This is a genomic window from Streptomyces humidus, from assembly GCF_014649655.1.
GTDB classification, from domain to species: Bacteria; Actinomycetota; Actinomycetes; order Streptomycetales; family Streptomycetaceae; genus Streptomyces; species Streptomyces humidus.
Genome location: NZ_BMTL01000005.1, coordinates 286886 through 312073 on the forward strand (window position 1 = coordinate 286886; position 25188 = coordinate 312073).

The window sequence follows — 25188 nt, forward strand, 5'->3', positions numbered from 1 at the left end:
GGAATGGCCGACTGGAAGCAGATCAGCGGTGCGCTCGTTCGGATCTCGGCCGGGTCGAGGACGAACGTGTGGGGTGTGAACTCGGCCGGGAACATCTACCGCTACACCAACGACGACGCCAGTCCCTGGGTGCAGGTCCCGGGGGCGCTGACGGACATCGGAGCCGCCGCGGACGGCACCGTCTGGGGCGTCAACTCCGCCGGCAACATCTACCGCTACACCGGCGACCGGGAAAGCGGCCACTGGAAGCAGATCAGCGGTGCGCTCGTTCGGATCTCGGCCGGGTCGAGGACGAACGTGTGGGGTGTGAACTCGGCCGGGAACATCTACCGCTACACCAACGACGACGCCAGTCCCTGGGTGCAGGTCCCGGGGGCGCTGACGGACATCGGAGCCGCCGCGGACGGCACCGTCTGGGGCGTCAACTCCGCCGGCAACATCTACCGCTACACCGGCGACCAGGAAAGCGACCACTGGAAGCAGATCAGCGGCGGACTCAAGGCGATCTCAGCAGGCTCCCGCACCGTGGTCTGGGGGGCGAACGCCGGCGGAAACATCTACCACTACACCAACAACGACGCCAGTCCCTGGCTGCAGATCCCCGGCGCACTCACCGACGTCGGAGCAGGAGTGGACGGCACCGTCTGGGGCGTGAACTCCGCCGGGAACATCTACCGCTACACCGGTGATCTGCCGGGCTGACCCCCAACCACTCGGCATCCCGCCGCCGGAAGTCAGGCCGGTCACGCCCCCCCCGGGGCGTGACCGGCCCCGGCACGAACAGCAACCGGCGAGGCGACGTCCCGGTCAGACGATAGAGGCGCGTCACGGGCTGACGGCATGGCGCGTAGTGCTCGGGCGCGCCTGCGGCCACGCCCGGAGCGTGGCCCGTCAGAAGGATCCCTGCCCCGGGACCGGTGAACTCGTACGGTCTCCTACGGCGAGGTGTCGCGTGACTCCGGACGGGAATGAGCTCTCGTCAGTGTGCCAACAGCCCGCAGGGGCGGGGGGCCTGGTGTGCCAACAGCCCTCAGGGGCAGGGGAGTGTGCTTTGTGACGACTGCGGAGGAGAGGCCGCTGCGCCACGCCGCCAGGCCGGTCGCGTTGGTGACCGGCGTCGGCAGGTCCATCGGGATCGGTGCGGGGATCGCTCGCCGACTCGCCGAGGCGGGCTGGAACATCGCCTTCACCTACTGGACGCCGTACGACGCGCGCATGGCTTGGGGCGTCGAGGCCGACGCCGCAACCACCATCGCCAGGACGCTGGCGGAGCAGGGTGCCACCACGATGGCGGTCGAGGCGGACCTCGCCGATCCCGAGGTCCCGGGGCGGGTCTTCGACCAGGCCCAGGACCGTCTCGGCAACATCACCGCGTTGGTGATGTGCCACTGCGAGTCGGTGGACTCGGGCCTGCTCGACACCACTCCGGAGAGCTTCGACCGCCACTTCGCGGTCAATGCGCGTGCCTCCTGGCTGCTGATCCGTGAATTCGGCCGCCGCTTCCGGGGATCTCCAGGGACCGGACGTGTCATCGCCCTCACCAGCGACCACACCGTCGGCAACCTGCCCTACGGGGCGAGCAAGGGCGCACTCGACCGCATCACCTTGGCCGCTGCCCACGAACTCGCCCACCTCGGGATCACCGCCAACGTGATCAACCCGGGCCCCGTCGACACCGGCTGGATGTCTGACGACATGCGCGATCACCTGCTGCGCCGGACACCGCTGGGGCGTCTTGGCAGCCCGCAGGACACCGCTCACCTCGTGGAGTTCCTGTGCTCTCCGCAGGGCCAGTGGATCAACGGCCAACTGCTGAAGAGCAACGGGGGTTTCGCCGGCTGACGGTTCGCAGGATGGGCGCGCTGTGCTCCTGCCGCTGGGCGATCACGGATTCGGCGCCGAGTTCGGCTGGGCCGGTGACCGGTTCGCGCTTCCTGGAGGCTGAACCTCTCCGCATCGGGCCTTGTCGACCACGTGGCGGGCGTGTCGACCACGTGGCGGGCGTGGCGGACGTGGCGAACCGGAGGTGTGTCCCCCCGGTGCACCGTGGTCTCACAACAGCGCCACTCCCACCACGGCCGCCGTCGCGAGCACGACGATCATCAAGACGTGGAGCGCGAGGTCCCACGTCGACGAACGGTGTTCGGCGACGCGATCGAGCGTGAACTCAACTGGATTGTGGGATGTGTGATGGACCGTCACCTCGCGCCCGTATGCGGTGGCGGGGTCTGCGAGGTGCGATGTGCAGTGGGCTGTGACGGCAGTGCCCTCGCGTGTGGCGAACGACACGACGGGGGTGATGGTGGTCGAGGTGTGGCTGTCGTCCTGGTCGACGGTGATGTCCTGCAGGACGGCGATGATCCGTCCTCGTGTGGTGTCCATTGCCGCCAACGTGCTGAGGCGGGGGGTGCGTTCGCGTACCGCTCCGGGGAGGTACGCGATTCCGAGGAGCGCCCACGGTCCGCAGAAACCGATCAGCGCCCACGGCCATCCCTGACGGACCGAGACGAGGATCACCAGTGCGGCATAGGCGAGGAAGACCGCGGCATTGGGCAGACCCGTTCCGCGATCGGGTTGTGCGGCGGTGTCGGAGAACCGGTAGGCGTGCGGTCTGTCCCGCGGGTGACTGACCTCGATCTCCCGGCCTTTCCACGCCGACGTGATCATCTCACCGCGTTCCCCGTCGTTCGTCACAGTGACTTCCTGTCCCGACACCGGGTCGCGGTAGGAGACGACCACCGATATCCCGCCCTTCCGGGATCCGCCGTGCCGTGGCTCCCGGACGCGCTCGATCCGTCCCGTCAGCCGGACCGTGCGCTGCGCCTCGGTCATACCGGCCAGTGACCTGCCGTACCCCACCAGCGCCACGCCGCCCCATGCCGCGCACCACAGCAGTACGAAGCCGTCCCACCCGTCCCACGTCACGCGTTCTCCTGCCTGCCTGCCTGCCTGCTTCGTGCCGGTCAACTGCTGCTGCGACGGGTCACTTTGCCCTGTCCGTCCGCCTCCAGTGTTCCTGTGCCCGCGGCGCCGGTCACCACGATCCTGAGCGTGACGGAGCCGGTGAGGCCGTCCGCGGTCAGCTGCCAACTGTGTGGGGAGCCGACGCCGAGGGTGGTCGTGGCCTCTTCGACCAGCGGCTGGACGCGGTCGAACGGCAGTGAACGCGGGTCGAACCCGGTGCTGCGCACACCGGTGGGGGAGAAGACGACTGTGAGCATGCGGTCCTGGACGACCACGCTGAGCGCCTGGCGCCTGTGGCCTCGCGTCAGCGACTCGACGGAGGAGCGAAGTTCGTTCTGCCCCAGCATCGACCGGCCTGGCCCGAGAGTGATCGTGCCCGTCGCCGACGTCACGGTCGTCGTGGACGAGGAGGAGGAGACGGACGGTCGTGGTGCGGCGCGGCTCGCGTCGGCGCCGAACAGGTCGGCCCGGTACGGCACCAGGACGGCGGCCGTGCCGAGCAGCAGGCCGAGCAGCGTGAGGAGGCCGCCGGCCCAGCCCTGCACGGGATCGCTCCTCATCACCGGACCGGGCGCCGAGTCCAGGCGTGCGCCGGCCGCCCGTTGCTCCCACTCGGGCGTCGGCCGCCTCACGATCCGGGCCTTCCACGGCCGGTCCGGCGGATACTCGACCACGACGATGCCGCGCGGCCGGTAGTCGGCGAGCTCGACGAGATTGACGTCCTGTCTGACCTCGACCCGGTACGCGGGCGAGTCGTCCGGTGCGACGGTCAGGTCGAACTGCACCGGCACGTCACTGGACTCGCCCCCCACGGCTTCCAGACTCTCGATCATCGCGAGAGCCGTGCGGGGCGCGACGGCCGCCTCACGCGCGCGTCGCGGCAGCGTGGCGAGGAAGAAGGCCAGGGCGTAGACCGCGGCTATGAGCAGCCCCATGACGATCAGTGACGTCTTCTCGATGACGCACCCGCTGACGAAGGCGGTCACTGATGCCCCGATCACGCCGCCCGTCACGAGGCCGCGCGCGAGGTCGGCGGGCGTGTCGTGTGTGGGCGGCGAGCCCGTGGTGATCGTCATGTCGCTGATTGTGCCCGTCGCGGGCAACCGCCGACAGGCCTGTGGACAACCGGACGCCTGTCGACGGCGGCGGTGACAGGCCCGGCGAGTCCCGGCGCGACCTGCCGTGCCATCCAAAGAGGGACGCCCACGGAGCGTGCCCGGGCCGCCAAGGCGGCCACCTCGCACCGGTCCTGGTGCCGCCGACCCCCGTGCGGTACGAGAGCCCGGACCCGCTGTATGCCGTCATGGCGTACGTCTTCGCCGCCGCGTTCGGGCTCGGCGACAGCACAGGCCTGGCGCGGTTCCCGGGGCAGCGCCGCCCGGTGCGTCAGCGGCGGCGCTCCGGATCACCGGCGAGGCGGCACGCGCGCGGGTGCCGTTCGGTGGCTTCCCCCGGGGTGAGCCGGTCGCCGTCGACGACGACCGGGACCGTCCCTGACTCGGCAACCTGAGCAGGGCGGGCGAGAACAACGAGCCCGGCGGCGGGAACGGCCCGGGCGCGGACAGCGGCGACGGCGGGGACTCCGGCGACGGCGATGGCGGGGCGGTGGTGGTGACGGAGGCGGTGACTGGGCCTGTTGTGGACGTCCCGAGTCCGCCCGGCGGCCCTCCGGACGACGACAAGAACGGTCGGACCGCTAGCATCTGCGCATGCCTTTACGTCGCAGTCATGACAACTTGGCCGCTCTGCCGCGCGATCCCCGGGCCGACCGGTATCCGATGCCGACCGTGCCGTACGGCTGGTACGCGGTGCTGCGCAGCCGTGAACTGCGGCCGGGCAAAGTGGTCAGCCTGCACTACTTCGGGCGGGCGCTCATCGCCTTCCGGGGAGCCGACGGCCGGGCCGCCGTGCGGGACGCGCACTGCCCGCACTACGGCGCGCATCTCGGCGCCGGTGGGAAGGTCGTGGACGGCACGGTGGAATGTCCCTTCCACGGGTGGCGGTTCGGTGCCGACGGCCGGTGCGTGGAGGCCCCGTTCGCGGTGCACACTCCCAAGGTCTCCCTGGGCGGATTCCCCGTCCGCGAGCACAGTGGGCTCGTCCTGGTGTACGTCGGGCCGGGCGAGCCGTCGTGGGAGGTGCCGGAGATCCCCGAGACGGGAGCGAAGGAGTTCGCCGCGCCCGTCGACGACACCTGCCGGGCACGCGTCCATATCCAGGAGATGCGCGAGAACATCGTCGACGAGTCCCACTTCCACTTCATCCACGGCCAGAGCCAACCCCCTGTCCAGGAATGGCGGGCGGACGGTCCGTTCGCCGAGGCCCGCGGCCGGATCTCCCGCCGCGTCCTCGGCCGGGACATCGACAACACCTTCGACGCGTTCATGTACGGGCCCGGCGTCATGGTGGTCCGTACCCACGGCCCCGTTCTGTCGGTGACCGCCGTCGCCCTGAGTACGCCCGTCGACGACCGCACCAGCGAACTGCGGATGCTGTACTACATCCGCAAACCGGCCCGGCTGCCGTTCCTGACGCCCCTGGCCAAACTCGTCTTCCGCATGGAGGCATTGGGCGAGGTGCGCGAGGAGGTCGGAATCTGGGACCACAAGGTCCACCAGCCGCGGCCCGTCCTGCTTCCCCACGAGAAGGGCATCAAGGCGCTGCGCCGCTGGTACGCGCAGTTCTATCCGGCCGAGTGACGGATCGCTCGAGCGATCGGCCAGGGGCGACACGCCCACTGCCGCTGTGCGGCCACCGCCTCCGGCACACCGCGCAGGTCGTGCTCCAGCGGCTGGTCGGGGCTGGTCGGCGTCCGTGTCCAGCAGCCACCGCTCGTGCCGGACACACACCCGCCGCCGCGCACCAGATACCGCACCGCCCGCACCGCCCGCACCGTCTGCCCGGTGCGCCCCGATGCCCGGAGCGCGTCTCTTTTCGGCCATACCCCTGTGGCGTCCCTGCACGGAAAGGTACTTCCGCACACGAGCATGCACCTGACATCTTGCATCCACCACTCGTTTCGTACGGTCCGGCCGGTGCCCTCAGCACGGCCGGGCCGTCTCCGGAGGACGCATTGATACCCCACATATCCAGCCGACCCAGACGCACGCTGGTGCTGGCGGCCACGCTCGGCGCCGCCCTCGCGTTCGGCGCTCCGGGAGCCCTCGCGGGCACGCTCCCCGTCGCCCCCTCCGCCGCGCCGGCCGCCAAGGCCCACGCTCCTGCCGCCGTGCCGGCTTCCCAGAGTGCGACCTGGGTGGCCGGCACGCGTGCCTACCTCGTGATCACCGCCCCCGGTGACAGTTCGGCGGTCCGCTCCGCGATCGCGGCCAACGGCGGCACCGTCTTCTCGAACTTCGACGCCATCGGCGTGATCGTCGCCCACTCGGCGTCCAGCGGCTTCGCCGCTGCCATGCGCGGCGTCTCCGGCGTGCAGAAGGTCGGCGCCACGCGTACCTCGGACGTTCCGGCCGACGCCTACAACCCGGCGCTCCCGGCCAATCCGGCCCAGGCCTCGACCCCGGCCGGAGAACCGGTCCGGGCCGACATGAGCCAGATCAAGGCCGACCAGGCCTGGGCGGTGAACCCGGGGTCCGCCTCCGTCACGGTCGGCATCCTGGACACCGGTGTGGACGACCAGCACCAGGACCTGGCGCCCAACTTCGACGCGGCCGACTCGGTCTCCTGCGCCTACGGCAAGCCCGACACCCGTGCCGGCGCCTGGCGGGACGTCGACACGCACGGCACCCACGTAGCGGGCACCGTCGCCGCGGCCAAGAACGGCAAGGGCGTCGTCGGCGTGGCACCCGGGGTGAAGATCGCCGCGGTCCGGGTCGCCGAGCCGGGCAACTCCTTCTTCTTCGCCGAGAACACCATCTGCGGCTTCGTCTGGGCCGGTGACCACGGCTTCAAGGTCACCAACAACAGCTATTACACGGACCCGTGGCAGTTCAACTGCCCGGACAACATCGACCAGGCCGCCATCATCGAGGGCGTCACGCGCGCCCAGGAGTACGCCGAGGGCAAGGGCTCCCTCCAGATCGCCGCCGCGGGCAACGAGAACTACGACCTCGCCCACAAGACGACCGACTCCGCGAGCCCGAACGACTCGACGCCGGTCACCCGCACCATCACCAACGCCTGCATCGACATCCCGACCGAGCTGCCGGGCGTGGTCACGGTCGCGGCCAACGGCACGGGCGTCACCAAAGCCTCGTTCTCCAACTACGGTCAGGGCGTCATCGACGTCGCGGCGCCGGGCAGCAACGTGTACTCCACCGTCCCCGGCGGCGGCTACGGCAGCAAGAGCGGCACCTCGATGGCCACCCCGCACGTGGTCGGCGTGGCGGCACTCATCGCCAGCGCCAACCCGGGCATCACCCCGGCGCAGATCCGCGCCAAGCTGGCCGAGCAGGCCAACGACATCGCCTGCCCCTCGGACAGCCGCTGCACGGGCACGACGGCCGACAACTCGTTCTTCGGCGAAGGACAGGTCGACGCACTCAAGGCCGTCGGGACCACCCCGCCGCCCGGCAAGTACTTCGAGAACCTCGCGGACTTCGCCGTCAACGACAACGCGACCGTGGAGAGCCCGATCGCCGTGACCGGTGTGACCGGCAACGCCCCGGCCACCCTCAAGGTGGGTGTGGACATCAAGCACACCTACATCGGTGACCTGAAGGTCGATCTGGTGGCGCCGGACGGCACCGTCTACACGCTGCACAACCACGCCGGCGGCAGCGCCGACAACATCGCCCAGACCTACACCGTGAACGCCTCCTCGGAGGTCGCGAACGGCACCTGGAAGCTGCGCGTCAACGACAACGCAGCATCCGACACAGGCAAGATCGACGCCTGGAGCCTGACCTTCTAGCGCAGGGCCCGGCAACGCCCGCTCTCGGCTGTCCCGTACGACTCGCTTTCCAGGAGCGGGTCCGCCGGACCCCTGACGCGCCGCCGTGAACTGCGGCGACCAGCGGCTGACCTATGCGCAGCTCGACGCCTGGGCCAACCAGCTGGCTCGGCGGCTGCTGGAGCCGGGCGTCACCGCGCCGATCCTGGGCCCCCGCACGGCCGAGCAGCTCGAGAACGGGCTCGCGGCGCTGCGGGTCTCCTCCGACGGCGACCGGCTCAAGGAGCTGGACGCGCTGTTCCCCGGCCCAAGGGGCCCGCCCCGGAGGCGCACGCCTGGTGAGGCCGGCTGACGCCGACGGGACCGCTCCGTCGGCGTCAGCCGCGTTCGGTGACGGTGTCCTGCGTCGACGGTTCCGGGCGGGCCTCCTGCGCTGCCCTCGACGAAGGCGGCAGCAGCCGCTCGCCGATCAGCACCGCGCAGGCGCCAACGGTCAGCAGTCCGCCCACGGCGAAGGTTTCGCGTACTCCGGTGAGCGGCAGGGCCAGGCCGCCGAGTGCGGCGCCCGCCGCGATACCGGCGTTGAAGGCACCGGAGTTGGCCGCGAGGGCGATCTCCGTACGGCCCGGCGCACAGCGCAGCATCTCGTTCTGGGTGGCCATGAACACGGGGCCGAGCGAACCGCCCAGCAGAGCCAGGAACGCTACCGCCGCCACCGGAGAGGAGCCGGAAGCGTACAGGCCGAGCAGACCCGCCGCCTGGGTGGCCACGGCGGTCGTGAGGGTGCCGCGCGGGTGCCGGTCCAGCAACGCCCCGGTGATGCTCACCCCGGCCACGCCCGAGACACCGGAGACCGCCAGCAGCACGCTGACCGTGCCCTGGGAGAACCCGCTCACCTGGACCAGGAACTTGACGATGTACGTGTATCCCGCGAATGCCCCGGTGACGGACAGGGTGGTGGCGGCCAGCACGATTCCGAACCGGCGAGTGTCCGGAGCGGTGCCGTACGCGGCGTGTCCCTCCTCCGGGCGCGAGGTCGGCAGCAGTACGGCGATCGTGATGAGGGAGAGCAGTCCCAGGCCCGCCAGTACCCCGAGCGGCACCGGCCAGTCGCTCTGCTGGCCCAGCCAGGTCCCGGCGGGCACACCGATCACCAGGGCCAGCGAGCCGGCGACGGACAGCGCCCCGACCACCCGCCCACGGACCTGGGGGAGAAACAGGCCGACCGCGACCGGCCCCATCACCGCCCAGAACAGAGCCTGGGCGAGTGCGGTCAGCAGCCGGGCGACGAGCAGCATCCCGTACGAGGTGGCGAGCGCCGACATCAGGCTGGACACGACGAGCACGGCCAGCAGCCCGGTCAGTACCTGGCGTCGGGGCACGGCCCGTGTGGCGTGGGCCAAGGGCAGGGACACCACGGCGACTGTCACTCCGTAGCCGGTGATCAGGTAGCCGACCGACGACGGAGACACGTGCAAGCCCTGGGAGATCAGTTCCAGGAGGCCGATCGGCAGGTTCTCAGCGGTGTTGAACGTGAAGGCGGCCGACATCAGAGCCACGAGCACCGACAGCCTGCGCCATCGAGCGGGTTGCGCCGCGACCATACGCCTCTCTTTCCGTTCCGGCTTGTGGCAGCCCGCACCGCCCACCCCGAAGCTGCTGAGCCTCATTCAACGTACACACAACCCCAGACGTGCAGACCCGTTGAGCCGAGGCTGTCCGAAAGCACACGGTGACGGAGCGGGAAGGGGTTCATCCATCTGTTCGGTGCATGTCTGTCTGTGAGGTTCCCCCGAGATGCGCTGATGGGTGACAGAGGGTCAGACGGGTTTCGTGAGAGGAGTCCGGACGATGCCTGCCCCGAGGAAGTACCCGCTGGAGTTGCGTGCGCGTGCGCTTCGGACGTATCGGACCGGCGGATGAGGGATGAGGGATGAGGGATGAGGGATGAGGGATGAGGCATGAGGCATGAGGCATGAGGGATGGATGCGGGGCTTGCGCGGGGCTTCAGTTCCCGAGCGCCGCCTTGCGCAGGATTCGCTCCGCGATCCGGGCAGCCGCTGACGCGGGCAGCAGGCGGCCGAAGACGAAGGTCTGGAAAGTGTTGAGACGGCCGTCCACGACCGCCGGGCCCCGGCCGCGCAAGGCGGACATGACGGTGTCCGGCACGGAACCGGGCCCCCGCTTGCCCGGCATGCGCCGTGTGTTCATCGCCGTGTCGGTCGGACCGGGGCTGACTGCCGCGACCCGCACCCCCGTCGCCCTCGTCTCGGCCCACACCGCCTGGGTGAAGGACAGCACGAACGCCTTCGAGGCCGCATAGGCGGCCACATACGGAGCGGGCGCGTACGCACCGGTGCTCGCGATGTCGACGATCGCTCCCCCGCGCGACCATGGGGGGCAGCAAGAGCGCCGTCAGCTCTGCCACCGCGCCGGCATCGAGGTCGACCAGGCCCCGCACCCGCGCGGCATCGCTGTCGGCGACCGGCCCCAACAGGCTGACGCCGGCATTGTTGACCAGCACGTCGACCTCGGTTCCCGCACCCGCCAGCCGCTCGGCCAGCCGGGAAGGAGCACCCTGGTGCGACAGGTCCAGAGCGAGCGTCGACACCTGAGCCCCGTGCTCGGCGTGCAGCCGCTTGGCCTCCGCCTCCAGGCGTGCGCCGTCCCGTGCGACCAGGACCAGGTGCATGCCCTGCCCGGCCAGCCGCTCGGTGATCGCGGCCCCGATGCCTGTCGCGGCGCCGGTCACGACTGCAGTTCCCGGCCTGGTCTGTTCCTTCGTCTTCATGCGCAGAACGGTAAATTTTGACATTAACGTGAATGTCAAGCCTGGATCGGCGGAGGAGACGGCGTGCGCATCGGAGAACTCAGCAGGGCCACTGGGACCAGTACCCGTTCGCTCCGGTACTACGAGGACCAAGGGCTGCTCTCCAGCGACCGCCGCTCCAAGGGATACCGGGAGTCCGGTGAGGAAGCCGTCCGCCAGGTCGCCTTCATCCAGGACCTCTACCGCGCGGGACTGCCCTCCCAGATCATCCGGGACATCCTGCACCGCACCGCACCGACACCGCCCGCAGGCGAGTGCACACAACTCCTGGCCCGCGTCCGGCAGGTCCGCGACGAACTCGCCCGTCAAGAGCAACAGATCGCTCAGCGCCGCGAGATGCTCGACCGGTACCTCACGGGCACGGCGGCCCCCACCGGCCTCGGCGGCCAACCCCACGGCTCCGCTTGAGGCGACTGAAACCGCCACGAGGAGGATGCCGCACACTCGGCTGGCTCCACCGAGTTCTCAACTCGTGGAGAGGCAGTATTCCGATGCTGCCCTGTTCCCTGGTCGCGACTGACGGGACTCACCCCCACCAGCCGTGCTTCAAGGCGGAAGTCGGCGGGCGTCGGGCAACCCGGGGTGAGGTGCGGCCGGGGCAAGGTGATCGGGGCAGAGTCGGTTGTGGGAGCTACTCTGTGCAGAACGCGTCAAGTTCGGCGTGGGGCGTGCCGGGAAGTCCGCTCGGCGTCTTTCCAGGGCCGTGTGCCCGTTCGTCGACGTTGCCCGGAGGACTTCACTGTCATGTCGCTTGCCACCAAACCGTTTATCGGCGTCGCCTTGGTGATCGTAGGAGCACTACTGCTCCTGGCCGGAGCTGTGCTCTACGTGCTGCCCGGTCCCGGCTTCCCCGTTCTTGCGCTCGGTCTGGCCACCCTCATCATCGGCTTCTTCGTGATCGCCGCGCTCCGCCGCAAGTGATCCCTTCACTGCCCGACAGGAGCTTGGCGCCGATGCTCTGGCAGTGGATTGGCCTCGCCGTTTTCTCTGTCACGCTGTTGCCTGTCGGCATCGCCCGCCTCACCGGCCGTGTACCACAGCGACTACGCCCTCGCCTGCATCCGACGCGTCCGCGCGGCCTGGCGTGTCTCGCCTTCTATGCCGCTGCGCCGCTCAACGCCATTCCGGCCCTGGCTCTGTGGCTCCTTGGCCATGCCGCTGGTCACGCCTTTGCCCTCACGGCATGCGCCGCATCTCGGCGTTGCTGGTCGGCATCGGGGAAATCGGGGACCGGGTGTGCCGGCGCTGGGCGACTCACCGCGGACAGACAGAGCCCTCTGCCGAAAGGTGCCGTTCGGGTCACGTGCAGGAGTGATCAGGTGCTCTCTCGTTGGTGGTTTGCCTGATCAGCGCCGCGTGCCTGCTGGGCTTCCTCGTCGCCGCGAGCACGGGAGCCTGCGCCGATGAGAACAAGGCCGGCCGGCTGTCTTCCGGCTGCGTCGCCATCGGAGGCGCCATGCTGGGCGTCGGACTGGGTATGGCCGGGAGGGCCATTGCACACCGTGGCCCGCGTGGAGAGCGACACACCACTGACGACTCTGACCGCCATGCGCGCCGACGGCACACACCTGGCCGCCATCACCGGAACCAAGGGCACCGTTGTCGGCTTCGTCACCGTGGAAGACCGCCGCACTCACCCGATCGAGACTCCCGGTCGATCGACAGCCTTCAAGATCGGTACGGGCAACAACCACTTACGTGTCGGGATGCTCCGGCAGGGCGAGCCAGTCCGACCAGGAGATCTCGCGACCGAGGAAGCGAGGCTGCTCGAACGGCCAGTCGTCGGCGATCCACTGCGGCACCAGCGGGTCGAGGGCTTGCTCGACCTTGCTGCCCACCAGCTCGTCCACCACCCACCAGGAGATCTCGCCGTCCGCGCCGGCCCTCTCCGGTGGGTCGATGTAGACGCAGCCGAGCAGAGCTGTCTCCGCCGCGTCGAACAGCGCGTAGTTGAAGGACTGGTGCGCGGCGATCTCCTTCTCGTGCCGCAACAGGTCGGCCCGGTCGGCCTCGTAGGTCATGGTGGCCGCGGGCCAGCCCCAGGCCGGGCCGAAGATGGTCCACAGCCGCTCGCGCGAACCCATCACAGCCGGATAGTCGAGCGGGGTGTCCGCCTCCCGGATCGGCCGCAGGTGATGACCACCGCCCGGGAGCGGTACCAGGACGGGGTGGACGAAGTCATCGGGAAGCCAGCTCATGGCGCCCGACCGTAGCAGCGAGCGCCCGTCCGCTCCCCTGGATTTTCCCCGTATATCCACAGGCCCTGCTCTCATGCCTGGCAGGACCCGCGCGATCACCCGATCGAAACTCCCGTTCGATCGACAGACTCCATGATCGCTATGGCAACGGCTTCTCACTGGCGGGGCCGCGGTGTGCTGTCGATCGCCTCGCCGGCTATTCGGCGTGGGTGTCGAGCAGAGCTTGAGTGCTCGGTAGCAGGGGTGGTCGTCTGCCTGCCTGTGCCAGTGGCGGGCATTGTGCCGCTGTCCCCCAGACGGCGCGGGAGTTCGCCGATCGTGGGCGATGAGCGGTGGCAGGGGGCGTCCGCGAAGGCGCGCACGCGGTCAGGGGCCCGTCGGCGTCAGGTCCTGCAAGCCCACCACCTGCAGCAACTGCAAGCGCTCGTACGACTCCGTGCCTGGGCGAGCCGTGTGGATGACGAGTTGCTGGTTGTGGTCGGAGTTGACCAGGACCTCGCAGTCGAGTTCGAGGATGCCGATCGTCGGGTGCCGGAAGCGTTTCGCGGCACCGCGGCGTACGGCGACCTCGTGCTCGTCCCAAAGGTTGGCGAACTCCTCGCTCGCCGTGCGTAGTTCGGCGACGAGGGAGGCGGGTTCGGGGTCCTTGGGGCGGGCCGAGACCACCGCTCGCAGGCCGGCGACCTGCTCGCGGGCGCGCTTTGGGCGGTCCTCGGGCGGGAACAGCTCCCGGGCCGCCGGGTCCAGGAAGAAGCTGCGGATCATGTTGCGTCCTCGGGGCGGACAGGCGAGGACGTCTCCGCTCAGCACCCGCGACAGCGCGTTCTGGGCCAGGACCTCGCCGTAGTCGGTCACCACCATCGCCGGGGTGTCGTGCAGCCGGTCCAGCACCAGGAGCAGGCCCGGGCGCACGTGCGTGCTGGTCGCCTCCCAGCGCGGCGGCTGTTCACCGGTGAGGTGGAAGAGGTGGTCGCGTTCGTCCTCCGTCAGGCGCAGGGCACGGGCCAGCGCGGTGAGCATCTGACGGGACGGGCGCGGGCCCCGGGACTGTTCCAGCCGCGTGTAGTAGTCCACGGACATGCCGGCCAGCTGGGCCACCTCCTCGCGGCGCAGCCCCGGCGTACGGCGGCGGGCTCCGGCCGTGAGGCCCACGTCGGAAGGGCCCAGGCGGGCGCGAGCGCGGCGCAGGAAGTCGGCGAGTTCGGCTCGGTTCACCTCTCCAGGGTGTGGGAGACCGGCCGGCTTATCCAGGGACTTGCGATCCCCTGATGAAGAGGTCTCTCCCGGTCGTCCCCGCATCCGCCGAGGCTGGTCATCAACGACAGGCGACACAGCGCGTGAGGAGCACATCATGCTGACTTTGGTGACCGGTACGACGGGACAGGTCGGACGCCGCTTCGTGCCGAGGCTGCTGGCCCAGCGGCAGTCGGGCGAGCAGGTGCGGGTCCTGGTGCGGGACGCGGCCCGCGGCGAGCGCTTCGCGGAGCTGGGAGCCCACGTCGCCGTAGGAGATATGCGCGACGAGGAGACACTCGGCAAGGCGCTCGCCGGTGTGGACGCCGTCGTGAACGTCGCCGCCTCCTTCCGCGGGGTGCCGGACGAGGAGGCGTGGGCCGTCAACCGGGATGCCGCGGTGGCCCTGGGCCGCGCCGCGCAGGCCTCCGGGGTGGAGCGGTTCGTGCAGGTCAGCACGAACAATGTGTACGGCGTCGGACGGGGCCGTCCGCTGACTGAGGAGGACGACAGCCGGCCGGGCGGCGAGATGTGGGGCGCCTACCCCGAGTCCAAGGCCGAGGCCGAGCGTGAACTGCTCGCGCTCAAGGGCCTGGACGTACGCATCGGGCGGCTCCCCTTCGTCTACGGTGAGGGCGACCCGCACCTCGCCAACGTCTTGCACTGGGCTGCCGGTTGGGCGCCGCACCAGCGCCTGCAGATGGCCCACCACGCGGATGTCGCCCAGGGTCTGATGCGATTGCTGTACGCGCCGGGTATCGCCGGCCGGATCTACAACATCGGCGATGACGCCCCCGTCACGACGGTCGAGCTGTACCAGCTCAACGGAGTCGAGGTGCCCGCCGGGCTCCACGAACTCACGGACTCCGACCCGTGGTTCGGGATCGTGTCCACCCAGCGGATCCGCCGGGAGCTCGGCTTCCGACCCATCTACCCGAGCGTCTGGACGGCCCGCGACGCCGGAGCCCTGTGACGGTCGTCCGTCGGATCGTCCAGGGACACCCCGAGAAACCGCACCGTGGTCATCGGCGAGGCGTCGGTGCCGGGCGACAGGCTCAGCTCGATCGGCCGCCCGCTGCGCTCAATGGCCCGCGCGTATGCGGCGATCTCCCGCTCGTGGTAGGGGAAGAGCATGTCGTCGGCCTTGACGAAGTCCATGCCCCACTCGGCGAACTGCGCGACCTGGGAGTCGTAGTACGCCTGGGCGCCCGGGTGGTCGCGGTCGAGACCGTAGTTGTCGGCGTTCCAGGGTGGCCCCACCCTCGAAGGCGCGGGCCGTGGCAGAATGCCGACATGATTCTGATCCGAAAGGGCGATGCCGCGTAGGCGCCCGAAGGCCGTCCGCGCTGAGCGGTGGCGGCCACCCAAGCACGTGCTGGTCCGTCAGATTCCAGGTGTATCCGCTCGAACCCGGGCGGCAGTGCGACGTGTTGAGGCCGAGTACTTGTGGCCGGACGCCGTCGCTTACGCACTGAGCCGGTTCGAGTGGGCTTTCAGGCAGCCGGGACGATATCTGACTGGCCCTTATGAGAGTCCCGGCATCGAGATCGAAGACGGCCGAGATGATCTGGAAGTGGCTTTGCAGCGCCTCCCGGGAGGAGCCCGAGCTGATCTGGGCCGCTTGGTAGAGCAGATCGACATCGAGTTCGAGCGGCGTACTCTTCCGAACCCGGGCTGGGTGAGCGAGTGGACAGCGGGGCGCTGGTGGTGGTGGCGCATTCGGGAACGGTGACACCGGTCGTCGGGAGCCCGCGCTGGCCTGTTGGCGGGCTCTGGTGTGGGCCATTGTCGACCGCCTCACCTACGGCGGCAACATCATCGAGGCCGGCACCGACTCATACCGTCTCGCCACTACTCGCGCCCGGGCCGGGCAGCAGCCGACCAGCTGAGCCCGTCCCGAAGACTTGATCTCTGCCGCCAGCGAGATCCAGGGTCGGGCGACCCGATGTCTTCCTCTGGAAGTGTTCATGCCTCGCCGGTCACCGGGCGAGATCAGAGCGCGGCTCCTGCCGCGCCGCATGCACCACCGGCGGGCACCCGTGATCCACGGGCTGTCCGCCTCGGCCAACAGACAGATCACCGTATTCGAGCGCCGTCACGGCCTTCCCGCGGGCCAGGTTGCGCACGCGTTTCGCCGGTGGAGTGACGTTGCCCGACGGCCATGCGAGAAGACGGATCGGTTCTACGAATGCGATGACATCGACCTCCGCAACGGCATCTACCACGTCCGCACCCTGCTGGAGATCACGCTCCATGCGCTGAGGACCAAGGCACGCCGCGAACTTGCCGCAGCTGTCGGCCCCGCGGACGACACCAACCTCCGGCGCACACTCAACAATCCCTTCGCAGCCACAGGTCTGCCGTGGTGGATGCGTCGAATCGATGTCTGACAGCCCAGCCGCTTCTACTTCTGACCGACATTCCCGAGCCGCTCGGGCGAGAACCGCTGTCAGCACTCAATGACATTCGTTCCTACGACTCACCTACGTAGCCAGGCCCGAGAAGCCGCGCCCCCTTGATGCCGCAGGGGGCGCGGTGGCGCCCGTGGGCTTCACCGGGACGGCTCCTGCCGTTCGACTCTCTTACCGCCGCTTGTGGCAGCGCCTCGGCCGCCGATCACGCCTGATCACCGTGCCGGATTGAGGGCCGCCGGACCCGGCATCGAAACGGCCCGGCCCCACGGCCGACACCACCTCACGCGGCGGCCAGCAGCTCCTCGATCGTGCCGCGCTCGGGACGACGTGGGTCGCGGCCCGCCAGCCGCCCGTACAGCCGCTGCCAGGCGGCGTCGTCCGTCGCTGGCAGGTGGGTGCGGACCAGGGCTCTGAGCTTCTCCACCGCCTCCCCGAGCTGCGGGAGAGCGTCCGGCCGGCACTGGGCGTCACCGAGGAGGCGCAGTACGCACGGGCCCTGATCCACGCGCCGCAGCAGGTCCTCGGACGTCACCACCCCCTCCGCGAGCAGTTCGTCGAGTTGCCCGGTGTCCTGGTCGGTACTGAAGTCCAGCAGGCCCCGCGGCGTGCCCCCGTCCGTGATCCACGTCCGCACGTACGACCGGTGCCTGCGGTGGTCGCGGCGTACCGCTTCGAGGTGGCGGGCCACGACGCCGGATGGTGTGCCGGGGCGGTTGACCATCTGTGACCAGTACCGGAAGGGCTCACGGGCGTGCTCCGCCTCCAGGTGGTCCCAGTCGGGGTCCGGGAAGAGCTGCATCAACCGGTCGGCGGCGACCGCGCCGGCCTGCGGACCGAGACGGCGCAGGCGCGAGGAGAGCTTCTGGGTGGTCAGCTCCTTGTCCACCCGGGCGCTGAGGGCCGTGAGCGGGTCGGCGGCGGTCAGCGCCTTCCGGCAGACACGGGTGACCGTCGGGCTCACGACCCCGGTGTTGAGCAGTGCCGCCAACCGGGCCGGACCCGCGTGCCGCAGCAGGTTCAGGCAGCCCGTGAGCTGCTCGGGCATGCCGAACTTTGACCGGTGGCTGCTGGCGAACGCCGCCTCGACGAGTTCCGGCTCGGCGGCATGCAGGCAGTCGGGGAGCGCGTTCCACGGGATGCGGTCGACGTGCGGCGCGAGCCGCACCGACGGGTCGGCGAGGGCCGCGCGGCGCTCCTCGGGGCCCACATAGAAGTGGAGGTCCAGGACGGCGAGGTGGATCTCCGGATCGCCGCACGCCAGCAGCCGCAGCGCGGTGCCCCGGGTCAGGTCGGCACCACGCCCGAGCACGAGCAGGGCCTCCCGGTCCCGGCTGCGCAGGAGGTGTTCCAGGACCGCCCTGGGCGTACCGCGGCGGAGGGCGAGCACATACTGCGCCAGCAACGTGCCCGTGCCGGAAGGTAGTTCCGGCATCAGGGCGTCCAAAACCTCGGCCTCGCACCGCAGGAGCACCTCGCCCGTCGGCCACCACCACTGGGCGCGCAGCAACTGGTCCGCCGTCTTCCGTCCCGTCAGCTGCTGCTCGGGCAGCAGGCGGGCGGGGGCGACCGCCACGGTGTCCGCGCAGCGTCGCACCAACGCGGGCCAGCCGAGCAGGGCGTCCGGGCCCGCTCCACCGGGCCGGCACAGGGCGTCGACGGTGATGAGCAGCTTGCGCCAGGAGGCCGGATCGGTCCCCAGCGAGGCCGTGAGGTGTCTGCGCACCTCGAGTTCGAAGGCACGACGCGCCCGGCTGCGCTCGAATTGCGCGCCGATCGGCATCGTCCAGCGCGCCGGGTACGTCTCAACGACGTCCTTCACCGCGAGCGTCCCGGCCTCATAGGCGGCCGACAGCCGGCGGACGTTGGCCCAGCGGCGATCAGCGGCGAGCGGGCCGGCCGCCACGTCGTCACGCAACGACTCAAGTGCCTCGCCGCCGTCGGCCGGAGGATGCGGGCGGAGCACCTGGGCGTCCGCCGGCAGGCCGCAGCGGAGCCAGGCCTCGGCCAGCCACTCAGGACGGCCGACAGACCGGGGGTACCGGTGGGCGGGAGTACGCCCCAGAAAGCGCACGACGTCGGCATCGGCGGGCAGCGGCGGGTCGCCCTGGCTCTCTTCGGCAGCCAGGCGACGCAACAGGTCGACCGCGGCGACCGCCGCCCTGTGGACCTCCTCGTCCGGTGCGTCGTACGACCCCATCACGGCCTCCCCCGGTGATTGTTCTCCTGATCGAAAACAGTGCATCACAGGGGTCTGACAGTGGGACGGCCGGACCCCGTGCGACGTGCACCGGCGCGTTCGCCGTCCACCGTCGTCGCGCCCCTGGAGGCCCGGCCCGGGTGCGCGCCGGGGGCTGGACCTACTTGACTGACATGCGGGCCGCGCCTGCGGCGCGCATACGCTGGCCGAGGAAGAGAACCACGTGGTCCAGTGCGTCGCCCGCCTCGCCCAGGACGCTGGCGAACGACTGGAAGAGGTGCGGCACGTCGGCGGTGGCGTCCAGTATGACGTCCGCTCCAGCCACCCTCCCGCGCGCGGCTGGATTCTGTCCGGCGGATCATGTGACTTTCCGACCGGTCGCTCGTTGGTCCGGTCATGGGGCGGGGGGATCTGACGAACGGCGCTCTTCGCCCTCACCAGGGTAGAGCGATCCTGTCCCAACCAGCCGCGAGGTGGTCGTCGATCGGGCCGTCCGCGAGCGGTTGCTCAGAGTGTGAGCACCGGGCGCGTGGAGAAGTTTTCGTACATGTCCTCTCCGACCGGTCCGTACACGGACTCGGCCATCCCGGGGTTACGGTTGGCTGTCGCCAGGGGGAGCCAGGCCAGCAGATGGCCGTAGCCGCCGCACACCGACTCGCCCCCGTCGCCGCCGTGGACCGCGGTGACATCGCTGGTCAGCTCGGCGCGGTAGGTGTCGTAGGCGATGTGCAGCCCGAAGGCGTTCAGCTCGTTGTGCGGGCCGGTGTCGTCGCCGTAGGGGATGCGGTCGAGGGGACAGTCGTCGCCCCACCGGAACAGGGTGTCCGATCCGGCGCCGCAGGCGTGTTCCCACTCGTCGGAGCTCGGCATCCGCAGACCACGGGCGGAGAGGGCTGCCGGTATGTCGGCCGGAGGTTCGGTCAGGTTCTCGTCCTCCACGGCCATGAGGAGGGTGTCCAGGTGAACGCTGCGGCGAGCGCTGAGGATCCGCTCGAGGTGGGTCCGCAGATCGGGCCCGTAACCGTAGCCCTGCTCCAGGCTCTCGGCGTAGTCGGCGGTCTGCTGCGCGGTCGGCTGCCAGGTGGCGACGTCGAAGCCCAGGGACATCCGGCCTCCGGGTATCAGGGCGAACTCTTGCCCGTCCCGCTCGACCTGGACGCGGTGCAGCGGGGCACCGAGGTGTTCTGTGGCCTCGACCAGTGACACCCGGCCGCCAACGTGGTCAGCGGCGTCCTGGGCAATCCGCCGGGCGGTGACCTCGTCGAAGGTCCGCCACAGGTCGAGAGTGAGATCAGCGAGCGACATGGCCAGCAGTGTGGCAGGCGGCACTGACACAGCAGCGATGTCCGCCACGCCGACCCCTGCCTGGTGTTCACCGATCCCCGTCGGGAGGGGGGAGCGGTGGCGGGCTGGGGTCCCGCGGGCCGTCTGCCGGAATCGGACCGCCCGCTGTACTACCGCCGTCGCGACCGCTGACGCGTGAGCAGACCGCGTCGTCCGGTCGTGGTTGCGGGGGCGCAGCAGCTGCTGCGATGTGGCCGGGCCCGTCGCAGGCGCATGGCCGGTTGCAGCTGCCTGGGCATCCCGGCATCAGTCCGGGTCGGGGCACCCTTGGCCAGGCGTGCGGGCGGCAGCTTCCCTGCGCCGGCCCGCCGCGCCAGGGCGGCGAAGGTGCGTCGTCCCTTCGCCGCGCTCAACCAGCGGCGCGGCCGGGCCAGTTCCACCGGCTCGGGCGTCCGGCGGCTCACTCGCGGCCGCCGCCGACGGCGGCGGCGAGCTCGGCGACGACGAACAGGAGCCGGGCCGCGCGACGGCCGACGAGCAGCAGCCCCGCGGCGCCCGTGAGCAGGGCCAGCGGCCGTCGCCTGTCGCACAGACGGCTACCGTGCTGCGGGCGGTGCCGAAGCCGGGCTGCGCCCCGGTACGCCCGGAATGTGCATGGCTACCATCCGTATCCCGCGTCGAGTCGGCAGGCCCGGAACGCCGAGAGGGCGCTCGTCGACGGCTGCGTACCGGGCGACTACGTTCCGGCCTGAACGGCGATGTCCTGACCGGCGCCCTGCGGCTTCGCGAAGGGGGTGAAGCGGGCGGGTGGGTGGTCGATGGGCAGGTCGGGGCGCCAGGCGGTGAGGATCTGGGCGCTGCAGTCGAACAGGCCCGGCGGCAGGGCGTCCAGCGGCCACCATCTCCAGTCGCCGACCCGCTCGCCCGGCTGGTCGGCGGGCTCGCCGCGCCACCGCGTGACGAGCGCGCCGAACGTGATCCGCACGACGCCGCCGACCTGGTCCAGGAGCATGCCCAGCAGGCGCACGTCGGCCGGGTCCGCGTGCAGACCGCTCTCCTCGGCCAGTTCCCGTACGACCGTCTCCTGCAGCGACTCGCCCGGCTCCACCGTGCCGCCGGGCAGCTCGAGGGTTCCTCGTTGATGGCGGCCGAGCAGCAGACCGTCCGGTCCCACCAGCACCGCGCCGACGCCGGCCGCCGCGTGGGCGACGGGCGGCCGGGCGGTGCGGGGACGGGAGGGGATCCGGGCCGGCCTGCGGACCTGGAAGAGCCGGTAGGAGGCCTGGTTGCCCTCCTCGGGGGCGTCCAGCACGGTGACCTCCTCGGTGCGCAGCCCGTGCTGCGCGAGCAGGTCCGTCCACAGCCGGGTGGTGAGCACCCACATCTGCCCGCTCAGTTCGCCGCCGCCGGCCAGGTGGAGGATCTCCGGGCGGGACATCACCTGCGAAGAGGGGCCGTTCCCGGCAGAGTTGGTGTGCAGCACGGTGAAGTACAGCCGTCCGCCGGGCCGGAGGGCCGCTGCAAGGGCGGGCAGCAGCCGGTGCGGGTCGATGAAGTGGACGGCGGACAGGGAGCAGATCACGTCGTACGGCGCCGAAGTGCGCAGATGCGCGACGGCGTCGGCGTGGATCAGCCGCAGGCCCGGCAGACCGTTGTAGCGCGCCCGGGCGCGCTCGATCTGCGTCGGTGAGAGGTCGACGGCGTTCACTGCGGCGTGACGGGTGCGGGCGAGGTGGGCGGCGTGCCGGCCCGGGCCGCAGCCCAGGTCGAGCACGCGCAGGCCCGACAGCTCGCCCAGGACCGCGTCCCCCGGCCCTGTTCCACCCGGCCCCCAGGCGATCTCGTCCACCTCGGGCACAGGTGTGGCCCGGGCGAGGTGGTGCGCTCCGTAGGTGTGCCACATTGCGGCGTTGACCTGCTCGGCCTCGGTCCTACCGGCTGCGTCGGGTGCTGTCATCGCGTCCTTTCGTCAAGCTCGTCGCCGAGCCGCCTCGTCATATCGTCCCGCTCGCCACCGGGCGCTGTCCCGGTCTCCGGCTTACTGCCGAGCCCTGATCTCCCTCCCGCGGCCCTGGCGGTCACCGACCGCTCAAGCCGGTTTCCCGGCGCTGCCCGCGCTGCCCCCGGAAGTGCCCCTGTCCACTGACGCGGCCAGGTTCGCCCTTCTTCGGCTGGGGAGCGGACCTGGCCACGGCTGCTGCCGGTGGCGGCTCAGGTCTCAGATCGCGTGGCGCAGCCACCAGGAGAGGAGGCCGACGGCGCCGGCGCCCGAGCTGTAGGCGGCACCGCGCAGGGCGCTGGAGATGAGGGCGTTGCGGCGGCGGATCCAGGCGTGTGCCAGGCCGAAGCGGCCGGGCACACGCGCGGCGGGGGCGGTGCGGTCAGGCTCGTTCATGGCGGTGCTCTCTCGTGGGTCTGCTGGTGAAGTCCGGTGGGGCGGGTGGGCGTGGAAACCTTCGTCCCTGCCGGGCTCTCTTCTGCCGGTGCCTGGTCAGTGGGGTGCAGTGAGTTCCTGGATGCGGTCGGGCAGCCGGCGGTCGGGCCCAGACCGACCTCGTCGTGGCGGTCGGCGAGCGCCTCGTAGCGCTGTTGCAGGTGGTGGGTGGGGATCGGCGCCGGCTCGCGGTGGCGGGCGCAGGAGGCGGTGAAGGCGTCCACGGCGCCGACCAGGTCGCGGGTGTAGTCGTTAGGCGGGCCGTCGAACCACTGCTGTGAGGTGCGGTCGCGCATAGCGCTCATCTGCCGCCGCGACACCCGCACCGACCTCTGCCAGGACTGCCGTGCCTACGTGTGGAACAACGACCACGACACCGCCAGCCTGCGCAACGACCGCGGCCGCCTCATAGACCGCGAGTCCTGGGGCCGTCACCGAGGCGGCCGCCACTGACCACCCCCACCCGCCACGCACCGGTGAGGGCTGACCGCCCCACCCGCACGCACGCATGAAGCACCGGCGCGCCCGGCCACCTCCACGGCCGGGCGCGCCACGGTGCATGCTCCGGTGAGGACTGGGCCGTGCGCTGTACCCGAACCGCAGTCGCCGCCGCCACGCTCGCGGCCCTGCTCCTCCTCGCCACCGCCCACCTTGCCCCCGGTCGCGGCCGTCTTCGCTGTGCGCGAGCCGGGCAGGAACATCGCTGTGCCGGTGCTCGAGGTGTCCGCCAGGCTGCCCGTCCTTCACCAGCGGCCGACATCCTCACCGGCCCACGGCCTCCTCGGCTCTGTTGTCAGTGGTCTGCAGCATGATGCGGGGCAGGTGACGGCCCGTCCGACGGGGATTTCCGAGGCCGTCCTGGACGAGGGGGTGCTGTGCGCAGGCCGGTCACGGGCGAGGTGCATGTTCACTACAGTCAGATCTACGTCGAGAGCGATCCGGGCGGTACGACGCCGGGTCTCCTGGAGGCGTTCGCGGGCCAGAGCGGCGGGTTGTGCGGGGCTGCGGTCCCGGGCGCGCTCCGGCTGCACACCGGACTGCACACGGGCGATGTCGGCTTCGTCGTGGAAGTCCACGACGCACCCCCGGCAGTGGACCCGGACTGGGAGGAGGTGGTGGAGGTGTCCTTCCGGCCGGTGTCGGAACGCACCAGCTTGGTGCAGTGGGCGGGCGAGGCCGCGTGGGACCTGGACCTGTCCCGGACCGACCACCGGGTGCGGTACTGCGCCCGGGGGATGGACCGGGGACGCGAACGCGGCACCAGAGTGACCGGGGAGCCGCGGGCGGACAGCTACCTTCTGCAGTTCTGGCCCGCCCCGCCCCGCCCGGACCGGGTGATCCGCCAGACCTCGCAGATCGCCGCGTACTGGCACCGCTACGCCCGCGAACTTCCGCCCCAGCCCACCCCTGAGCGCCGCGCCGAGACCGAACGCCTGGCCCGCCGGGCGCAGGAGCGGGCCGCCGAGGAACGGCGAGTGCACCACGAGCGGTGGCAGTGGGGCGGACGGCTGCCGAGCCAGACACTGCGCGACGCCCGCGAGAGCAATGTCCTCGGTCTGCTGCGCTTCGACAGCGACCTGGTGCACGCCCTCGATGCCGCAGGCCCCCGGGTCCAGCGTGCGGTGGCGTTGCTGGCCGCGCGGCGGGCCTGCGAAGCGGCAGGCCTGACCGATGTGCCGTGGGTCGCCGAGGCGCTCACCGCGTTGGCGCACAAGCGTCCGCTGCCGCCGCCGTTCGACGACCGGGCCCTGCTGTCGCAGACCCTGCGCTCCGATCCGCGCGTACCGGATCGGTCGGTGCTCGAGGCGATACCTCCGCAGCGACCGCCGTACCGGCCCCCGACCCCCGCGGACCGACCGCTCCACCAGCAGCAGGCCCCTCCGGCGGCGGCTGGCGGAAAGTGGGTCTCGGCCACGAAGTCGGGGGAGGACCCACCGAGCCGGCCGGGCCTCGGCCGGGCACCGGGCACGCTCGCATCGACGGCGCCCGCCGACCGGAGCACCACATCGACCACAGGCACGGGACACGATGCCGCCGTGGTGGTCCACACCCGCGGCACCCCGCGCGAACCCTCGCGGATTTCACAGCCGCACTTCGCCCTTCCCGCCGTGCTCGCCGCCGCCGAGCCCGTCCCGCTCAAGGCGGCACTGGACGCGGTCTGGCATGCCCTGAACACCTACGGCGAGCACTACCCGGAACTGCTGGAAGAGGTCCGGTCGGCGCACGCCGAGGGGACGGGGGAGTAGACCGCCCCTCCGTTGTTGCCGGCTGGCGATGACGGTGGGATGTCAGGTCTTCGCGACGGTGAGCAGCATCGCGGCGTCTTCCACCGCCTGCAGGCTGTGCCGGTCTTCTGGGATGGCGATCAGGTCGCCGGTGCGGCCCTCCCAGGAGGTGTCACCGCTGCTGAGACGGACACGTCCGCGCAGCATCAGCAGGGTTGCATCACCAAGGTTCTCGTGCTCGGCGAGCACGGCGTCGGCGGTCAGCGCGAGGAGGGTCTGGCGCAGGACGTGTTCGTGGCCGCCGTGGACGGTGGCGGCGCTGCGTCCGGTGGAGGCGGCCCTGGCGCGTTCCAGGTGCTCGCGGAGCAGTGCGTCGAGTGAGAGTTTCTGCATGGTGACAGGTCTCCATGGGGGAGAGCGGTGACCGCCGACGCGCCGTACGGGTGACGGGCAGCAAGTGCTTCAGGGGCGCTGGTGGCGGAGAACCGGCATCGGGTGCGGGTGGCCCCGGCCGCGAGGTCCCCGTCTGCCGTGAACAGCCCGGACGACGGCTCGGC

Annotated in this window: 23 protein-coding genes and 3 pseudogenes; 12 read left to right on the top strand and 14 right to left on the bottom strand. The window is 70.8% G+C overall.

The genetic code is table 11. The features are described from left to right. Positions 1–3 precede the first annotated feature (3 nt). Both IE239_RS07695 and IE239_RS07700 read left to right on the top strand, forming a co-directional pair. Positions 4–702 (top strand): tectonin domain-containing protein, encoded by a 699-nt coding sequence (locus tag IE239_RS07695; protein ID WP_190148504.1) that lies wholly within the window; start codon positions 4–6, stop codon positions 700–702. Between the two features lie 342 nt (positions 703–1044). After that, positions 1045–1842: an SDR family oxidoreductase gene (locus IE239_RS07700; protein WP_373308069.1), complete on the top strand. Its 798-nt coding sequence runs from the start codon at positions 1045–1047 to the stop codon at positions 1840–1842. 210 nt (positions 1843–2052) lie between these two features. Here IE239_RS07700 and IE239_RS07705 read toward each other — a convergent pair whose 3' ends face one another. Both IE239_RS07705 and IE239_RS07710 read right to left on the bottom strand, forming a co-directional pair. Then, positions 2053–2925 (bottom strand): DUF3592 domain-containing protein, encoded by an 873-nt coding sequence (locus tag IE239_RS07705; RefSeq protein WP_190148506.1) that lies wholly within the window; start codon positions 2923–2925, stop codon positions 2053–2055. A gap of 38 nt (positions 2926–2963) precedes the next feature. After that, on the bottom strand, positions 2964–4040 hold the full coding sequence (locus IE239_RS07710) for a hypothetical protein (protein ID WP_190148507.1): 1077 nt from the start codon (positions 4038–4040) through the stop codon (positions 2964–2966). Between the two features lie 633 nt (positions 4041–4673). Here IE239_RS07710 and IE239_RS07715 point away from each other — a divergent pair. The 3 genes from IE239_RS07715 (at position 4674) to IE239_RS07725 (ending at position 8168) form a co-directional block, all read left to right on the top strand. Continuing rightward, on the top strand, positions 4674–5663 hold the full coding sequence (locus IE239_RS07715; protein WP_229877895.1) for a Rieske 2Fe-2S domain-containing protein: 990 nt from the start codon (positions 4674–4676) through the stop codon (positions 5661–5663). Positions 5664–6076: 413 nt separating this feature from the next. Beyond that, positions 6077–7837 (top strand): S8 family peptidase, encoded by a 1761-nt coding sequence (locus IE239_RS07720; protein ID WP_190148570.1) that lies wholly within the window; start codon positions 6077–6079, stop codon positions 7835–7837. Positions 7838–7922: 85 nt separating this feature from the next. After that, positions 7923–8168 carry a hypothetical protein gene (locus IE239_RS07725; RefSeq protein WP_190148508.1) on the top strand — a complete coding sequence of 82 codons (246 nt, stop codon included), beginning with the start codon at positions 7923–7925 and terminating at the stop codon, positions 8166–8168. 25 nt (positions 8169–8193) lie between these two features. Here the strand turns inward: IE239_RS07725 and IE239_RS07730 are convergent, their stop codons facing one another. Both IE239_RS07730 and IE239_RS43240 read right to left on the bottom strand, forming a co-directional pair. After that, positions 8194–9420, bottom strand: coding sequence for an MFS transporter (locus IE239_RS07730; RefSeq protein ID WP_229877896.1), 1227 nt, complete (start codon positions 9418–9420; stop codon positions 8194–8196). A 403-nt stretch (positions 9421–9823) separates the two neighbouring features. Beyond that, positions 9824–10631, bottom strand: a pseudogene (locus tag IE239_RS43240) (SDR family NAD(P)-dependent oxidoreductase). A 39-nt stretch (positions 10632–10670) separates the two neighbouring features. On the opposite strand from IE239_RS43240, the gene IE239_RS07740 reads away from it, so the two are divergent. Then, positions 10671–11054 carry a MerR family transcriptional regulator gene (locus IE239_RS07740; RefSeq protein ID WP_190148509.1) on the top strand — a complete coding sequence of 128 codons (384 nt, stop codon included), beginning with the start codon at positions 10671–10673 and terminating at the stop codon, positions 11052–11054. Between the two features lie 336 nt (positions 11055–11390). Beyond that, entirely contained in the window at positions 11391–11567 is a 177-nt protein-coding gene (locus IE239_RS07745) for a hypothetical protein (protein WP_190148510.1), read from the top strand. 773 nt (positions 11568–12340) lie between these two features. On the opposite strand, the gene IE239_RS07750 is transcribed toward IE239_RS07745, so the two are convergent. Both IE239_RS07750 and IE239_RS07755 read right to left on the bottom strand, forming a co-directional pair. Then, positions 12341–12844 carry a GNAT family N-acetyltransferase gene (locus IE239_RS07750; protein WP_190148511.1) on the bottom strand — a complete coding sequence of 168 codons (504 nt, stop codon included), beginning with the start codon at positions 12842–12844 and terminating at the stop codon, positions 12341–12343. A 366-nt stretch (positions 12845–13210) separates the two neighbouring features. Beyond that, positions 13211–14059 carry a helix-turn-helix transcriptional regulator gene (locus IE239_RS07755; protein ID WP_190148512.1) on the bottom strand — a complete coding sequence of 283 codons (849 nt, stop codon included), beginning with the start codon at positions 14057–14059 and terminating at the stop codon, positions 13211–13213. Positions 14060–14195: 136 nt separating this feature from the next. Between IE239_RS07755 and IE239_RS07760 the strand changes: the two genes are divergently transcribed. Continuing rightward, positions 14196–15050: an NAD-dependent epimerase/dehydratase family protein gene (locus IE239_RS07760; RefSeq protein WP_190148513.1), complete on the top strand. Its 855-nt coding sequence runs from the start codon at positions 14196–14198 to the stop codon at positions 15048–15050. Here IE239_RS07760 and IE239_RS07765 read toward each other — a convergent pair. Continuing rightward, complete coding sequence (locus IE239_RS07765; RefSeq protein ID WP_229877900.1) at positions 15008–15337, bottom strand: alpha-amylase family protein; 330 nt, start codon at positions 15335–15337, stop codon at positions 15008–15010. The two genes, IE239_RS07760 and IE239_RS07765, sit on opposite strands and share 43 nt — an antisense overlap. Before the next feature lie 521 nt (positions 15338–15858). Here IE239_RS07765 and IE239_RS41890 point away from each other — a divergent pair. Next, positions 15859–15966: pseudogene (locus tag IE239_RS41890) on the top strand (IS21-like element helper ATPase IstB); the annotation flags it as partial. 150 nt (positions 15967–16116) lie between these two features. After that, a complete protein-coding gene (locus IE239_RS07770) occupies positions 16117–16467 on the top strand; it encodes a hypothetical protein (protein WP_190148514.1) in 351 nt (116 codons plus the stop codon). Between the two features lie 304 nt (positions 16468–16771). On the opposite strand, the gene IE239_RS07775 is transcribed toward IE239_RS07770, so the two are convergent. From IE239_RS07775 to IE239_RS07800, 6 genes are all read right to left on the bottom strand, one after another. After that, positions 16772–18688 carry a hypothetical protein gene (locus IE239_RS07775; protein ID WP_190148515.1) on the bottom strand — a complete coding sequence of 639 codons (1917 nt, stop codon included), beginning with the start codon at positions 18686–18688 and terminating at the stop codon, positions 16772–16774. A 160-nt stretch (positions 18689–18848) separates the two neighbouring features. Beyond that, positions 18849–19013 carry a hypothetical protein gene (locus tag IE239_RS07780; RefSeq protein WP_190148516.1) on the bottom strand — a complete coding sequence of 55 codons (165 nt, stop codon included), beginning with the start codon at positions 19011–19013 and terminating at the stop codon, positions 18849–18851. A gap of 182 nt (positions 19014–19195) precedes the next feature. Continuing rightward, positions 19196–19993, bottom strand: a complete 798-nt coding sequence (locus tag IE239_RS07785) for a hypothetical protein (protein ID WP_190148517.1) — start codon at positions 19991–19993, stop codon at positions 19196–19198. Between the two features lie 715 nt (positions 19994–20708). Continuing rightward, entirely contained in the window at positions 20709–21929 is a 1221-nt protein-coding gene (locus IE239_RS07790) for an NUDIX domain-containing protein (RefSeq protein ID WP_190148518.1), read from the bottom strand. 261 nt (positions 21930–22190) lie between these two features. Beyond that, positions 22191–22367, bottom strand: a complete 177-nt coding sequence (locus IE239_RS07795) for a hypothetical protein (RefSeq protein ID WP_190148519.1) — start codon at positions 22365–22367, stop codon at positions 22191–22193. Beyond that, positions 22364–22702 (bottom strand): hypothetical protein, encoded by a 339-nt coding sequence (locus IE239_RS07800; protein ID WP_229877902.1) that lies wholly within the window; start codon positions 22700–22702, stop codon positions 22364–22366. The genes IE239_RS07795 and IE239_RS07800 overlap by 4 nt, the downstream gene beginning before the upstream one ends. 16 nt (positions 22703–22718) lie before the next feature. Between IE239_RS07800 and IE239_RS07805 the strand changes: the two are divergent. Together IE239_RS07805 and IE239_RS07810 are read left to right on the top strand one after the other, a co-directional pair. Then, a pseudogene (locus IE239_RS07805) lies at positions 22719–22859 on the top strand (lamin tail domain-containing protein); the annotation flags it as partial. A 422-nt stretch (positions 22860–23281) separates the two neighbouring features. Continuing rightward, positions 23282–24652: a hypothetical protein gene (locus IE239_RS07810; protein WP_190148520.1), complete on the top strand. Its 1371-nt coding sequence runs from the start codon at positions 23282–23284 to the stop codon at positions 24650–24652. Between the two features lie 42 nt (positions 24653–24694). Here IE239_RS07810 and IE239_RS07815 read toward each other — a convergent pair whose 3' ends face one another. Next, a complete protein-coding gene (locus IE239_RS07815) occupies positions 24695–25024 on the bottom strand; it encodes a cupin domain-containing protein (protein WP_190148521.1) in 330 nt (109 codons plus the stop codon). Positions 25025–25188 lie beyond the last annotated feature (164 nt).

Bases quoted from the DNA above. Each gene is read 5' to 3' on its own strand.
- IE239_RS07695 (WP_190148504.1), top strand. From the start codon at position 4: ATGGCCGACTGGAAGCAGATCAGCGGTGCGCTCGTTCGGATCTCGGCC.
- IE239_RS07710 (WP_190148507.1), bottom strand. From the start codon at position 4,040: ATGACGATCACCACGGGCTCGCCGCCCACACACGACACGCCCGCCGAC.
- IE239_RS07715 (WP_229877895.1), top strand. From the start codon at position 4,674: ATGCCTTTACGTCGCAGTCATGACAACTTGGCCGCTCTGCCGCGCGAT.
- IE239_RS07730 (WP_229877896.1), bottom strand. From the start codon at position 9,420: ATGGTCGCGGCGCAACCCGCTCGATGGCGCAGGCTGTCGGTGCTCGTG.
- IE239_RS07745 (WP_190148510.1), top strand. From the start codon at position 11,391: ATGTCGCTTGCCACCAAACCGTTTATCGGCGTCGCCTTGGTGATCGTA.
- IE239_RS07750 (WP_190148511.1), bottom strand. From the start codon at position 12,844: ATGAGCTGGCTTCCCGATGACTTCGTCCACCCCGTCCTGGTACCGCTC.
- IE239_RS07760 (WP_190148513.1), top strand. From the start codon at position 14,196: ATGCTGACTTTGGTGACCGGTACGACGGGACAGGTCGGACGCCGCTTC.
- IE239_RS07775 (WP_190148515.1), bottom strand. From the start codon at position 18,688: ATGGGGTCGTACGACGCACCGGACGAGGAGGTCCACAGGGCGGCGGTC.
- IE239_RS07785 (WP_190148517.1), bottom strand. From the start codon at position 19,993: ATGTCGCTCGCTGATCTCACTCTCGACCTGTGGCGGACCTTCGACGAG.
- IE239_RS07790 (WP_190148518.1), bottom strand. From the start codon at position 21,929: ATGACAGCACCCGACGCAGCCGGTAGGACCGAGGCCGAGCAGGTCAAC.
- IE239_RS07795 (WP_190148519.1), bottom strand. From the start codon at position 22,367: ATGAACGAGCCTGACCGCACCGCCCCCGCCGCGCGTGTGCCCGGCCGC.
- IE239_RS07800 (WP_229877902.1), bottom strand. From the start codon at position 22,702: ATGCGCGACCGCACCTCACAGCAGTGGTTCGACGGCCCGCCTAACGAC.
- IE239_RS07815 (WP_190148521.1), bottom strand. From the start codon at position 25,024: ATGCAGAAACTCTCACTCGACGCACTGCTCCGCGAGCACCTGGAACGC.